The 14427-nt window shown below is 57.1% G+C and carries 13 protein-coding genes; 11 read left to right on the top strand and 2 right to left on the bottom strand.

The window, feature by feature from the left end; all coding sequences use genetic code 11:
• Positions 1–413 precede the first annotated feature (413 nt).
• The 7 genes from D1012_RS20110 to D1012_RS20080 all read left to right on the top strand — a co-directional run bounded on the left by D1012_RS20110 (position 414) and on the right by D1012_RS20080 (position 8038).
• Positions 414–1976 (top strand): ABC transporter substrate-binding protein, encoded by a 1563-nt coding sequence (locus tag D1012_RS20110; RefSeq protein WP_118155958.1) that lies wholly within the window; start codon positions 414–416, stop codon positions 1974–1976.
• Positions 1977–2095: 119 nt separating this feature from the next.
• Positions 2096–3067: an ABC transporter permease gene (locus D1012_RS20105; RefSeq protein ID WP_118155920.1), complete on the top strand. Its 972-nt coding sequence runs from the start codon at positions 2096–2098 to the stop codon at positions 3065–3067.
• Position 3068: 1 nt separating this feature from the next.
• Entirely contained in the window at positions 3069–3953 is an 885-nt protein-coding gene (locus D1012_RS20100) for an ABC transporter permease (protein WP_118155919.1), read from the top strand.
• A complete protein-coding gene (locus tag D1012_RS20095; RefSeq protein ID WP_118155918.1) occupies positions 3950–4927 on the top strand; it encodes an ABC transporter ATP-binding protein in 978 nt (325 codons plus the stop codon). The genes D1012_RS20100 and D1012_RS20095 overlap by 4 nt, the downstream gene beginning before the upstream one ends.
• A complete protein-coding gene (locus tag D1012_RS20090; protein ID WP_118155917.1) occupies positions 4924–5913 on the top strand; it encodes an ABC transporter ATP-binding protein in 990 nt (329 codons plus the stop codon). The genes D1012_RS20095 and D1012_RS20090 overlap by 4 nt, the downstream gene beginning before the upstream one ends.
• Positions 5914–5954: 41 nt before the next feature.
• Entirely contained in the window at positions 5955–7031 is a 1077-nt protein-coding gene (locus D1012_RS20085; protein WP_118155916.1) for a serine hydrolase domain-containing protein, read from the top strand.
• Between the two features lie 71 nt (positions 7032–7102).
• A complete protein-coding gene (locus D1012_RS20080) occupies positions 7103–8038 on the top strand; it encodes a LysR family transcriptional regulator (protein WP_118155915.1) in 936 nt (311 codons plus the stop codon).
• A 78-nt stretch (positions 8039–8116) separates the two neighbouring features.
• On the opposite strand, the gene D1012_RS20075 is transcribed toward D1012_RS20080, so the two are convergent.
• Both D1012_RS20075 and metC read right to left on the bottom strand, forming a co-directional pair.
• A complete protein-coding gene (locus tag D1012_RS20075) occupies positions 8117–8773 on the bottom strand; it encodes a GntR family transcriptional regulator (protein WP_118155914.1) in 657 nt (218 codons plus the stop codon).
• 125 nt (positions 8774–8898) lie between these two features.
• Positions 8899–10074, bottom strand: a complete 1176-nt coding sequence (metC, locus tag D1012_RS20070) for a cystathionine beta-lyase (RefSeq protein ID WP_118155913.1) — start codon at positions 10072–10074, stop codon at positions 8899–8901.
• A gap of 63 nt (positions 10075–10137) precedes the next feature.
• On the opposite strand from metC, the gene D1012_RS20065 reads away from it, so the two are divergent.
• From D1012_RS20065 to D1012_RS20050, 4 genes are all read left to right on the top strand, one after another.
• Entirely contained in the window at positions 10138–11265 is a 1128-nt protein-coding gene (locus D1012_RS20065; protein WP_233517213.1) for an amino acid ABC transporter substrate-binding protein, read from the top strand.
• Positions 11266–11336: 71 nt separating this feature from the next.
• Positions 11337–12536, top strand: a complete 1200-nt coding sequence (locus D1012_RS20060) for an amino acid ABC transporter permease (RefSeq protein WP_233517212.1) — start codon at positions 11337–11339, stop codon at positions 12534–12536.
• 4 nt (positions 12537–12540) lie between these two features.
• Positions 12541–13638, top strand: coding sequence for an amino acid ABC transporter permease (locus tag D1012_RS20055; protein WP_118155912.1), 1098 nt, complete (start codon positions 12541–12543; stop codon positions 13636–13638).
• A gap of 23 nt (positions 13639–13661) precedes the next feature.
• Complete coding sequence (locus D1012_RS20050; RefSeq protein WP_233517211.1) at positions 13662–14420, top strand: amino acid ABC transporter ATP-binding protein; 759 nt, start codon at positions 13662–13664, stop codon at positions 14418–14420.
• Positions 14421–14427 lie beyond the last annotated feature (7 nt).

Below are 14427 nucleotides of genomic sequence, written 5' to 3'. Positions count from 1 at the left end.
CGCCGCAAGCAGATCGGTCCCCGGCAGGGCGAATGAGGCCAAAGTTGGGCAGGGGTGCGTTTGCTGTCCCGTGCAACAGGGTGATGGTGCTGGATTGGCACCGTCACCAAGGCTTATGCTGGCCTCGAATGGCGTGACTGATGCAAAGCCCCCGACACACACCACGGAGCCATCCGGCCATGCCGGCTTTCTCAGTGCCGACTGGCTGGAGCAGGCGCAGACCGGCAGGGAAGTCTCTGCATTATTCTCTGGTCGAATGAATCTCCAAAAAAATATGAATTTGATAAATGTTTTATATTGGGTGAACATCTCCGGCAATCGGATCTACCCGGTTCAAGCTGGCGCCAGATCAGCACCAACCAGCCCTGTTCGCTATGGATCATCAGGGCGCGACCAGCGTCAAAGGGATGCCAATGAAACTTCGACCTATACTTCTCTCCGCACTTTGTGCGGCCGCGCTTGCTATGCCCGTCAATGCCGAAGATCTGATGATTGGCGTGGGTGGCACTGCCACGTCGATCGACCCGCATTTTTACAATGCCTCGCCCAACAACAGTATCGCAATGCAGATCTTTGACCGCCTGACCGAGCGCGACGCCTCCGGACAATTGCTGCCAGGTCTGGCTGAGCGCTGGGAAGCCGTGGGCGAGCTGCAATGGCGGTTTTTGCTGCGGCCAGACATCAAATGGCACGATGGCGAAGCGTTTACAGCGGATGATGTGGTGTTTACCTTTGATCGCGCCAGAGATGTACCAAACAGCCCCGGCGGCTTTGGCGGCTTTCTGCGCGCTGTGGCAAGTGTCGAAGCGGCAGATGACGCCACGGTGCTGATCACCACCAAAGCGCCGGCACCGAACCTGCCGGGCGATCTGGCCAATATTGCCATTGTGTCGCGCCATGCCGGAGAGGGTGCAGATACCTCGGACTACAATTCGGGCAAAGCTGCCATTGGCACCGGGGCGTTCCGCTTCAAGGAATTCCGTCAGGGCGACCAAATCACGCTGGAGCGCAATCCGGACTGGTGGGGTCATGATGTGGCCTGGGACACTGTAACCTATCGCGTTATTTCCAGTGCTGGCGGGCGTACGACAGCGATGCTGGCGGGCGATGTGGACATCATTGATACCCCTGCCGCTGCAGATCTGGAGCGTCTGCGAAGCACCGCCGGAATTTCCGTTGACAGCACGCCGGGCCTGCGGGTGATTTATCTGGTGGGTTCCCCCCTTACCGGCGCGCAGATGCAGTTCATACGCGGTCCGAATGGCGAAGACCTGTCAGAAAATCCGCTTGCCGATGTGCGTGTACGCAAGGCACTTTCTATCGCGCTGAACCGTCAGGCAATTGTGGATCGGATCATGGAGGGCACGGCCACCGCGTCGGGACAATGGCTGCCAGAAGGCGCGTTTTCGTATTCGCCCGACATTGCAGTGCCGGAACAGGACGCAGAGGCGGCAAAGGCCCTGCTCGCCGAGGCAGGATATCCTGACGGGTTCCGGTTGACCGTTCATGTTCCGAATGACCGCTACCCCAATGCCCCGGCTGTGGTGCAGGCTGTCGCGCAGATGTGGACACGGATCGGCGTACAAACCACGGTCGAGTCTTTGCCATGGATCACCTATTCGGCCAAGATGTCGGAATTTGCGATAAAGTTGCTGGGGCTGGGCAATGCCACCTTTGATGCAAGTTCGATGCTCATCAATGTGTTGGGCACAGCCGACAAGGAGCGTGGGCTGGGGGCGTCAAATGACAGCGGATATTCCAACCCCAAGCTGGATGAGATGACGGCTGCGGCTTTGTCGATCTACGATGATGCGCAACGGGAACAGGCCCTGATTGCGGCGGTAAAGCTTGCACTGGAAGATGGCGCCATTCTGCCGTTGTATCAGCAGACCAATACCTGGGCGATGCGCGAAGGCCTGACCTATGCCCCCCGCATAGATGAACGTACCCTCGCCAAGGATATCATGGTGAAGTGAACCTCTGTTGGGACAGGGCCACGCCCTGTCCCAACCTCTGCGCCCGCAGCGATACAAGCTTTGTGGCACCCTAACCCGCGCCAGACGCGTTATCGCGCAGCAGCCAGACCGGACATCATATGACACTTTGGATCGTTCAACGGACCCTCCAGGCGGCCCTTGTCGCTTTGGCGATGGCGTTGATTGTTTTTCTGGGGCTCAATCTTATCGGCAGCCCGATTGAGACACTTCTGCCGCCCGAGGCAACGCATGAAGAGCGGCTGCGTCTGATCGCTGATCTTGGTCTCGATCAGCCGATGCATACCCAGTTCTTCCTGTTCCTGAAGGGAATGGCGCAGGGCAACCTGGGCATAAGCTATGTCTACAAGGAACCGGCGATTGAGCTGATCCTCTCGCGGCTGCCCGCTACACTGGAACTGGCTCTGTTTGCCGTGCTGCTTTCGCTTGTGATCGGGTTTCCGTTGGGGCTGATCGCAGGCTATCGGCCAGACAGCTTTGCAGCCAAGGCCATCATGACCGGGTCTATCCTGGGGTTCAGCCTGCCGATTTTTTGGGTGGGTATCCTGCTGATCATGGTCTTCAGCGTTACGCTGGGCTGGTTGCCAAGCTCCGGGCGCGGCAGCACGGTCACGATACTGGGCGTGGGCTGGTCTTTCCTCACGTGGGATGGTCTGCGCCACATGATCCTGCCCGCCTTCAGCCTGTCGCTGTTCAATATCTCAATGGTGACGCGACTGACCGAGTCGGGCGTGCGTGAAGCCATGTCGAGCGAGTATGTCAAATTTGCCCGTGCAAAAGGTCTGTCACCGAGGCGCATCATGTCTGTGCATGTGTTCAAGAATATCTTGATTCCGATCGTCACGGTGGTGGGTCTGGATATCGGCACGACCATCGCCTTTTCGATTGTCACTGAGACCATTTTTGCCTGGCCAGGCATTGGCAAGATCATCATCGACAGTATTGCCGCGCTCGATCGTCCGGTGATCGTGGCCTATCTCATGCTTGTGGTGCTGATGTTCGTGCTGATCAATTTCGTGGTCGATATCCTGTATCGCATCCTCGACCCGCGCATCCGTCTGCAGGGAGAGTGAGATGAAACCGGACCTGACTTCGTTTGTCCGCTTCCTGCGGGTCTACTGCCGCTCGCCGTTGGCTGTCTGCGGCCTGATCGGCACAGTGCTGGTGCTGTTGGCCGCGATCTTTGCGCCGCTGCTGTCGCCGCAAAACCCCTATGACCTGATGCAGCTTGATATCATGGAAAGCCGGCTGCCGCCGGGCGAGACGGCTTTTGCCGGGTTTACTTTCCTGCTGGGATCAGACGGTCAGGGGCGTGATATGCTGTCGGCGATCCTGTACGGGCTGCGGATCAGCCTGATCGTGGGCATCGGATCTGCTGCTCTCGCCTTTGTCTTTGGCACACTCTTCGGGCTGACCGCCGCGTATATCGGTGGCCGGACCGAGACGGTGATGATGCGGCTGGTCGACCTTCAGATGTCGTTTCCGACGATCTTGTCGGCCTTGCTGATCCTTGCGCTGATGGGCAAAAGCGGCGGCAATGTGGTGCTGGCCATCGTGATCGTCGAATGGGCCACCTATGCCCGGACCGCCCGCGGTGCCGCGCTCAGCGAACTGCGCCGGGAATATGTCGAGGCGGCGCGGTCCTTGCGCATGGGGCATCGGAATATCATTCTGCGCCAGTTGCTGCCCAACTGCATATCGCCGTTGATTGTGCTGCTGACGATGCAGATCGCCCGCGCCATCACGCTGGAGGCCACGCTGAGCTTTCTGGGGCTCGGGGTTCCGATCACCGAGCCGTCGTTGGGGCTGCTGATCTCCAACGGGTTCGAGCTGATGTTGTCGGGCACCTACTGGGTCAGTCTGTTCCCCGGCATCGCCCTGCTGGTCACCATCTTTTCCATCAACCTTGTCGGCGACCGGATGCGCCAGATCCTTGACCCAAAGGCGGCGCAACGATGAGCAATCCCATGCTGGAAGTCCGCAATCTGCGCACGGAGTTTGGCTCTGAGGCCGGGCGCGTGACAGTGATCAACGATGTCAGCTTTTCGCTGGAGCGGGGAAAGATTCTGGGGCTGGTCGGGGAGTCCGGTTCAGGAAAATCCGTCACGGGTTTTTCAATCATGGGCCTGATTGACCCTCCGGGCGAAGTGACGGGCGGAGAGATCCTGTTCAACGGACAGGATCTGCGCCAGTTGCCAGAGCACCAGATGCGGAGCCTCCGCGGCAACCGCATTGCTATGATCTTCCAGGACCCGGCCATGACTCTGAACCCGGTCTTGCGGATTGATACCCAGATGATCGAGACAATTCTTGCGCATGAGACTGTCAGCAAATCCGTTGCGCGCGACCGGGCACGCGATGCGTTGGGAATGGTCGGCATTCCCAGCCCCGAGGAACGCTTGCACGCCTATCCGCATCAGTTTTCGGGTGGTATGCGGCAGCGCGTTGCTATCGCGATTGCCCTTCTGCATTCCCCAGATCTGCTGATCGCGGACGAGCCGACCACCGCACTGGATGTGACCATTCAGGCGCAGATATTGGCGGTGGTTCAGCGCCTTGCCCGAGAGCGTGGCACCGGGTTGATCTGGATCACGCATGACCTTTCGGTGGTGGCAGGACTCGCCGACCATGTTGCGGTTATGTATGCGGGCCGCATTGTTGAATATGGTGATGTGGGCACGGTCATAAACCGGCCGCGCCATCCGTATACCAATGGGTTGATTGGCAGCCTGCCCTCGAACAACCAGCGCGGCACCCGTCTGCGCCAGATCGCCGGCTCGACACCCGCTATTGCTCAGCTGCCGCAGGGCTGCGCGTTCCATCCGCGCTGCACACAGGCCAGCGATGCCTGCCTGATCATGCCCCCGCAAACCGAATATGACGGGCGGCGGCTGCGCTGTTTCCACCCCGTGACAAATGGAAAAGCAACATGACCCCCCGTGTAGAAATCCGCCACGTCACCAAACGCTTTAATCGCAAGTCGGGGCTTGTCGAACGTCTGGCCGAACGTGCCGGACTCAAAACGCCCAATCCGGTGGTTCATGCGCTGGATGATGTCAGTCTGAGTGTGAACAACGGCGAGGTTGTCGGCATTGTCGGCGAGTCGGGCTGCGGAAAATCGACCCTTGGCCGCGTGGTCGCCGGTATCATCGAGCCCAGCGAAGGTGACGTTCTATATCACGGCAAGACCTGGCAGGACATGTCGCCGCAACAGGCCGGACACGCCCGGCTTGCCGTGCAGATGATCTTTCAGGACCCGTCCTCGTCGCTTAATCCACGGCATCGGGTGGACGAGATTGTCGGCGCGGCTGCCCTGCGCCATGACAAGACCACCCGCCCGGACCTACAGGCCTATGTTGCCGAGCAGATGCGCAGGGCGGGCCTTGATCCTGTGATGAGCCGCCGGTTTCCACATCAGTTCAGCGGCGGCCAGCGGCAGCGCATTGGCATCGCGCGGGCGTTGGCGGTGCAGCCTGACATGCTGATCTGTGACGAATCTGTGGCGTCGCTTGATGTGTCGATTCAGGCGCAGATTCTGAACCTGTTTCTGGATCTCCGGCGTGAGCTGAATTTGACTTACATGTTCATCAGCCACGATCTGGCCGTCGTCGAACATATCTCGGACCGGGTGGCGGTGATGTATCTGGGGCGGATCGTGGAAGAAGCCGCCGTGGCCGATCTGTTTGCGCATCCGGCGCATCCGTATACCCGCGCACTGCTTCAGGAAATTCCCCGGCTGGATACGACCCGCCGCCAGTATTCTGCCATATCCGGCGAAATCCCCAGCCCGCTGGCCCCGCCATCCGGGTGCCATTTCCACCCCCGCTGCCCGTTCGCCATGCCGCGCTGCGCGATTGAGCGGCCAAAGCTGCGGGAAATCGGCAGCGCTCACCGGGCCGCCTGTCATCTGAACGACTGACGCCCCTTCTTAATCAAACAGCTCTTCTACAAGGAACAACCGTGTCATTTACATGTCTGAAATCCGATGAGAAAATCAATGGCCGTGTATTTCCCCATGGCACCTGGCAGCCCGTAGCAGATCCTGAGAAAAACGGCATCACCCCAGCCTTTCGCGCCGATCTGGATGCGACGCTTGACGCACTGCCAACAACCTCCTTCATCGCGATCAGCGGCGGAGAAACGCTCTACACCTATGGCGATGTATCAGAGGTCAGCTATCTTGCCTCCACCCGGAAAAGCATCTTGTCGATGCTGATGGGAAATGCGGTCTGCGATGGCAGGATCGACCTGGATCTCACGATCGGTGAGCTTGGCATTGAAGAAGATGTTGGTCTGCTGGCCATCGAAAAATCCGCCAGATTGCGCGATCTGCTGATCAGCAGCTCTGGGGTCTACCATCCTGCTGGCAGCCCGGGCGGCGACATGAAAGATGTCCCTGCGCGTGGATCAAAGACGCCGGGTGAATATTTTCACTACAATAACTGGGATTTCAACGTCCTCGGTGCCGCATTTGAGAAATTGACCGGGCGTTCGGTCTTTGCCGCACTGGAAGAGGATCTGGCACTGCCGTTGCAGTTCGAAGATTTCGACCGCGACCGCCAAAGGATGCTTGGGTATAACGGGCAGTCGCGGTATCTGGCCTACCATTTGTTTTTGTCCGGACGGGACATGGCGCGGATCGGTCTGCTGATGGCACGTGGCGGCACATGGGGCGACCGGCAGATCGTGCCCGCAGAATGGGTCGCCAAAAGCACGCAGATCCGGGTTCCCGCTGAGGCCATGAACGGCAGCCGGAAACAGCGCGTGGCGGGCTACAGCTATCTCTGGTGGATACCCGTTGTCACGCCAGAGACACCGGAATGGCAGGGTGCGTTTGTGGCGGCAGGGCACTTCGGCCAGTTCATTCTTGGGCTTCCCATGCTCGACATGGTATTCGTGAATCGCCGCGCCATTTCAGACGACATGGCTGTCGCCCGCAACAACGGCACCTTCACAGACGAGCCCGCAACGGTGAAGATGGAGGAGTTTCTGGCTGTCGCCGACAAGTTCATCGCAGCGAGACAGAAGGTCGACTGATGCGATAAGACTGTCCCGCCGGGAAGCCACCGGGCTTGCCTGGCGAGACACCGACAAGGTAGAAAGCACCCATGCAGCGTTTTCCTCTCGGCGGCCTGGATTTCAACCTGTTGAAGGTACTCTACGCCCTGGCGGTCAAAGGAAACATGACTCAGGCCGGGGCCTACATCGGCTTGTCTCAACCTGCGATGAGCCATGCTCTGAAGCGTCTGCGCGCGATGACCGGAGATGAGTTGTTCATTCGAAACGCGCGCGGGCTGGTGATGACACGCCACTGCTCCGATATCTTTCCCAGCGTAAAACGCATCGTCGATGAAGCTGAAACGGTCATGCTGGCGCATCGGAGCTTTGATCCGCTCCAGTCGACCATGACGTTCCGCATCGGGATGAACGACTATTTTTCGGTTGTTCTGATGCCCCGCCTGCTGGAACGTATCCGCGCACTTGCGCCTGAGTGTGTTATCGAAGTGCAGCATATGCCGAGGACCGTCACACAGCCGGTGCGGAGCAACCGGACCTTGATGCAAGACTACCTGGAGGACGGCACGATAGACGTTGCCGTGATGACGGCGGACACCATTCCTCCCCGCTTTCAATCAATGCCGCTGTTCACCGAACGGCGTGTGTGCATCATTTCGGCAAATAATCCCGCAGCGCAGTCTGAATTCACCTTCGAGAAGATGCTGGAGCTCGGGCATGTAAAGGTCACGTCTTCTGCCAGCCGTCGTGGCTGGATTGACGAACATCTGGATACGCTGGGCCGGAAGCGGCGGGTTGTCGCGCTTGTTCCGCACTTTTCCTCTGCTGTGGCCATCGTCGGTCGTAGCGACCTGATTGCCATTATGCCCGAAAGTGTGGCCCGACTTTTTGAACGATCCCACGACCTTATCTTGCTTGATCCCCCATTTCTTGAACAGAAGCAGTCAACCAGCATGATCTGGCTCGCAGAAAATCAATCCACGCCGGCCAATAAATGGCTTCGGGATCAGATTGCCGGGTGCTTTTGACCGTGATGGCAGGTGGCTATTGAGTTCACTTTACACCGCAACGACGCATTGGATCGCCTCTGTGTGCGCGGTCGGAGCCTAAAATCCCTGGCCGGAAGAAAACCGCGTCAGACGGATCTTGTAGCCGGAAACGATGTGATTGCGAGCGTTCAGTTCGGCCGCGTCCCCGTCTCCGGCTGCGATGGCAGCGACGATCGCCTCATGTTCTTTTTGCGCAGAGTCTATCCGCTCAGCAAGATGATAGGTCGAGCTGGGCAACAGGCTCAGGTGTATGCGCAGGCTGTCAAGCGCTTCGATCATGTACGTGTTGTGTGAAGCCCGCGCGATTTGCTTGTGAAAGAGTTTGTTGCGGCGGCTGAGTTCTTTCGGGTCGCGCACGCCCCGGTCATCCTCGACCATCTCTTGCAACACGGAAATCTCATGGCGTGAAGCATGTTCGGCAGCCAGACGTGTGGCCATGCCTTCCAATCCCTGACGCACGGCAAAAAGCTGGCGCAACTGCTCATAGCTGAGGTGGGCAACGATCAGCCCCCGCTGCGGCCCATGTTGCGCCAGACCCATCGCGTGAAGCCGGTGCAATGCCTCACGTACCGGAGTCCGGCTTATCCCAAGCGTTTCCGCAAGCTCGGTCTCGCGCAGGCGCGTTCCTGGCGTAAGCTCCCCTGACTCGATTGCCGCGAGCAAGTAATCGTAGGGCGACACCTGCTCTGTCGCATTTTTATTGCTTGCCGTCATTTGATCATGCCCCGAATCCTAGCGCCACTTCCTATCTCTACCGCCGAAGCAAACGCTTATCCACCGATCGGATGCAAATGTTCCCAGAGTTGAGCAATTGTGTTCTCTATGGATGGCCTGAGCTATCAGGCGATAGCAGGCTGTAGTCGGTCAAAGCCTGCTCGGATTTCGTTCATAAGGTCTTTCGGGTCCTCTAGCCCGACATGAATGCGAACAGTCTGACCGCCAGGATTCCATGTCGAGGCGCTTCGATAGACGGCTGGATTCGAAGGCGTCATAAGGCTTTCATAGCCACCCCAGCTTGATCCCATACCGAAAAGGGTGAAGCCGTCGAACATTTTCGCAAGGTTGGTGCGATCTGTTTCGGCGATGACAAAGCCGAACAGACCCGAAGAGCCGCTGAATTGTTTTGCAAACAGCGCGTGATACGGGTCTGAGGGCAGTCCGGGGTGCATCACTTGCAGCACTTCCGGCTGGTCCTTCAGCCAATGACCGATTTCAAGCCCGCTCGCGTTGTGCTGCTGCATCCGCACCGCCATGGTTCGCAAGCCGCGCAGGGCCAGAAAGGCATCGTCGGCCCCGACACAAAGACCGAAGCGCAGGTAGGTTTCGCGCAACGCTTCATAAGACGCTTCTGTGCACGCCAAGGTGCCAAGCATCAGATCGGAGTGCCCCGAGATATACTTGGTGCCCGCCTGAATCGAAATATCCACCCCAAGCTTCAGCGGCTGAAAGAAATATCCACCGCTCCAGGTGTTATCTATTGCCGTAGTCACCCCGTGGCGTCTGGCGACTGCGGTGATGGCAGCGACATCCTGCACCTCAAAGGTTTGAGAACCGGGGGACTCCATCCAGATCAGCTTGGTTTCGGGACGAATCAGGGCTTCGATTTCTGCGCCCTTCGTCGGGTCATAATATGTGGTTTCCACGCCGAACTTCTGGAGCAGTTGATTACAGAACTTTCGGGTCGGCCCGTAGCTGCTGTCGACCACCAGGAAATGCGCGCCGGGTTCGGCATAGGTCATCAGAACCACCGAAATCGCCGAAACGCCCGATGGCATGGCAAGGGCCCGATCCGCAGATTCCAAGGCACAGATCGCATCTTCCAACGCATGCGTACTTGGTGTGCCGCGCCGCCCATAGCGTAGTCTGGCGCCTTCTTTGGCGTCCAGTGCGGCCAAGGTTGGGAACAGGATCGTGGAGGCTCGATACACAGGGGTATTCACAGTTCCCGAGTGCGCAGCTGGGTGTCGTCCACAGTGCGACAATACAGTGTCACGTCCCAATAGGCTGTCAGTCATTTTCTCTCACCCCACGCATTGCGCGTATTGATCTTCATTGGGAACATTTGTATACAATGATTCATGCGACGTCAACTTGTGGAGCGTCACGTCAAAAAGAATGCGGCAGAAATCGCCGACCCCAGCAATCAGAGAGGTAATGAAATGAAGGACTTGACCAAGGTTTTCCATTCCGGCGTCGCCAGTGCAACGCTTGCGGTTATGCTGTTGTCCGTCGCACCGGCTGCAGCAGAGAGCGGTGATACCATAAAGGCGATCATAGCGCGCGGCGAGCTGCTGTGCGGTGTTCACCCCTCACGCCCCGGATTTGCGGCCCCCGATGACAAGGGCAATTGGGCGGGTTTTGAGGCTGACTACTGCCGCGCACTTGCCGCCGTTGTGTTTGGCGATGCAACCAAGGTCCGCTTTGTTGCTCTGTCCTCTCAGCAGCGCTTTCCGGGAATCCAGTCCGGTGAAGTCGACGTTCTGGCGCGAAATGTTTCCGCCACCATGGGCCGTGACGTGTCTCTGGGCCTGAACTTCACGCCGCCGATCTTCTATACCGGCACAGGGTTCCTGGTTCATGTGGACAGCGGAATCGAGAAACTTGAAGATCTGGATGGTGCCACTATCTGCATGGCGCCAGGGTCTACGACCGAGCAGAATATCGCATCACTGTTTTCAGCACGCGGCATGAGCTACACGCCGATTGTGATCGAAGACAACAAGCAGCTTGTTGCAAACTATGTCGAAGGCCGCTGTGATGCGCTGGCAAAAGACAAGGCTGCGCTGCCGGGTGTGAGGGCGATCGATACCGAAAACCCTGAAGAGCATAAAATGCTGCCGGGTATTTTCTCGAAAGAACCGCTCGCTATGGCGGTGCGCCAGGGCGATGACCACTGGTACGATCTGGTCAAGTGGACCGTCTACGCCACATTCGTCGGCGAAGAGATGGGCGTGTCTCAAGCGAATGTTGATGAGATGCTGCAATCGCCCGATCCTGATGTTCAGATCATGCTGGGCGTCACCGGAGATCTTGGGGAAAAGATGGGCGTCTCGCAAGACTGGGCCTATCAGGCCATCAAACAGGTCGGCAACTACGAGGATATTTATCTGCGCCATTTTGGGCCCGGCACTCCGATCGAGCTAGATCGTGACCTGAATCAACAGTGGGTCGACGGTGGAATCCTGTACGGTTTCCCGATCAAGTAAACACTGACCTGCCAGCGCCCCGTTTTGGGCGCTGGCCCACTTTATGCCCTCTGACTATGAAGTGAGGTTATATGCAAGATCACTACCATGCTGCGCCGACGGGTCGAAATAAGCCGCGCAGCTTACATGACCTGCTTTACAGCAAGGCGATCCGGACAACGTTTTATCAGGTGCTGATGGCTGTGGCGATTTGTGCGCTTGGCTTGTTTCTTTACAACAACGTCGTCGACAATTTGACCCGTCAGAACATTGCAACAGGTTTCAGCTTCCTTGGTCAGGTCTCAAATTTTGAGATTGGCGAAAAACTGATCCCCTATACGCCGCGCTCGACTTACCTGAATGCACTTATGGTCGGACTGGTGAACACACTTGTCGTTTCGGCAGCGGGAATTATCATCGCGACCGTGGTTGGATTCATGGTCGGGATCGCGCGGGTTTCGGGCAACTGGATGCTGGAGCGTCTTGCCCTGACCTATGTGGAGATCGTACGCAACGTCCCGGTCATCTTGCAGGCTATTTTCTGGATTGTTGTGCTGCGAAATTTGCCACCACCGAAGAATGCCTTTGTTCTGGGAGAGTTTGGGTTTCTGACCAATCGCGGTCTTTATTTTGCGGCACCGGCGTCAACCCCCGTGCATTTCTGGATGTGGCTTGCGCTGGCTTTCGGGATTGTCGCCTGCATCATCGGAACGGTGGCTGCCAGGCGATACCGTGAGGTGACGGGCAGATATGTGGATATGCTTCTTCCTGGTCTTGCTTTGATCCTGGGCCTGCCGTTTCTGGTGTGGCTTGTCGCTGGTGCGCCGACTGAAATCAGTTATCCGGTTCCCAAGGGTTTCAACTATGTCGGTGGGGTTTCGATAAGCCCGGAATTTACGGCATTGCTGATCGGTATTTCGATGTATGCCTCGGGCTTTATCGCTGAAATCGTCAGATCAGGAATTCAGGCGACGCCAAAAGGACAGGTGGAAGCCGCCCGCGCCATTGCATTGAAGCCTCGTTTTATCATGCGCTATGTCATTCTGCCGCAAGCGATGCGGGTGATCGTGCCACCTCTGACAAGCCAGTATGTAAGCCTGATCAAGAACAGTTCGATCGCAGTTGTGGTGGGCTACCCAGATCTTGTGAACATCGGCAACACCATGATGAATCAGACCGGGCAGGCTGTTGAAGCCATTGCTGTAATGATGATTGTTTATCTCGGCATCTCTCTGACGGCATCGCTGGTGATGAACCTTTTCAACCGCTTTGTTGCGATCAAGGAGCGCTGACGTCATGGCATCCCCTTCTCTGGCCAATCCCGCACCTTTTGATCCTGACGCAAGAATGCCTGCTGTTGAATGGATGAAACGGAATCTGTTCAAGAATGCCTTCCAGTCGGTCCTTACAATCATCGTCAGCTTTGCAATCATGTCTCTTGCATGGCTCTTGTTTCGCTGGGGTGTGCTTGACGCAGTCTTTGTGACCAATGATCCACAAGTCTGCCGCGAAGCAGCGGGGGCCTGTTGGGCAGTCATTGGTGTCAAACACCGTCCAATGCTGTTTGGCCTTTACCCTTATGAAGAGCATTGGCGGCTGGTGCTTATGATTGTGGTCTATCTTGCCACGGTAGTCATTTCGCTTTGGCCCCGTTTCTGGAACCTTCGCATTCTGGTCCCCCTCTGGATTGCGTCTGTCACCGCGATCACTGTTCTGATGTTTGGTGGCGTGTTCGGTTTGCGCTATGTGCCCTCGAACGACTGGGGTGGCCTCCCACTGACGATCATCCTGTTCACTGGAACTGTGCTGATCGGCATGCCAGTCGCGGTCTTGCTGGCGCTTGGGCGTCGTTCGCCTCTGCCCTTTGCGCGCGGCATATCGGTCATTTTCATCGAGTGCCTGCGGGGTGTGCCTTTGATCACCATCCTCTTTGTGGCCGTGAATGTGTTTCCGTTGTTCCTGCCGCAAGGCATGGAAGTGAACAAGCTGCTTCGTATCACTGTGGGCATCGCGATCTTTTTCGCCTGCTATCAGGCAGAGGTTATTCGAGGCGGGTTGCAAGCAGTGCCACGAGGTCAATACGAGGCGGCCGCTTCGATCAATCTGAGCTATTGGCAAACAACACGGCGGATCATTCTGCCGCAGGCCATGAGGATCGCATTGCCCTCGATCACCAACCATATCGTTGCGGCAATGAAGAACACCTCGTTTGTTATCATTATCGGGTTGTTCGACATACTGACCGCCACCTCTGCTGTCATGCAGGATCCACTTTGGCGCCGTTATTATATCGAGGCCTACCTGTTCATCGCCTTCATCTATCTTTTCTTTGGCTATGCGCTGTCCCGCTATGCGCGCCAGGTTGAGAAATGGATCAACATCGGTCGTATCTGATGACCCAATCCTTGGAGACAAGAATGCTAGACACACACGATACCAATGACGCCGTCATCAAAATCAGTTCCCTGTGTAAATGGTTCGGCCAATTCAAAGTTCTGACAGATGTTGATCTGGAGGTTCGGAAAGGCGAGCGGGTGGTGATCTGTGGGCCTTCTGGTTCAGGAAAATCGACCTTGATCCGTTGCATCAACCGGTTGGAAGAGCATCAAAGCGGTCATATCTGGGTCAATGGGCTGGAGATGACCGACAACATCAAGAATATCGAGGCCATTCGCCGCAATATTGGCATGGTGTTTCAGTCGTTCAACCTTTTCCCCCATCTCACAGTGCTAGAAAACCTGACGCTGGGGCCAACTTTGGTTCGTCAGATGAAGAAAAAGGATGCGGATGCGCTGGCAATGCAGTTCCTCGAAAAGGTTTGCATTCCCGAACAGGCACATAAGTATCCGCTGCAACTGTCGGGCGGGCAGCAGCAGCGCGTGGCCATTGCACGCTCGCTTTGCATGGAGCCGGAGATCATGCTGTTTGACGAGCCGACTTCTGCACTTGACCCCGAAATGATCAAGGAAGTGCTCGACACCATGATCGAGCTCGCAGACAGCGGCATGACCATGATTGTGGTCACCCATGAAATGGGCTTTGCGCGTACCGTCGCGAATAATGTTGTGCTGATGGCTGACGGGCAGATCGTTGAAACGGGTCCGCCAGAGAGTTTCTTTGGCAATCCGCAGCATGAACGCACCCGTACCTTCCTCGATCAGATCCTGAAGCACTAGTTCAACG

The organism is Pseudotabrizicola alkalilacus, from assembly GCF_003443995.1.
Taxonomy (GTDB): Bacteria; Pseudomonadota; Alphaproteobacteria; order Rhodobacterales; family Rhodobacteraceae; genus Pseudotabrizicola; species Pseudotabrizicola alkalilacus.
Note: the sequence above shows the minus strand (reverse complement) of the source record. Positions and strands in the feature narration are given on the sequence as shown.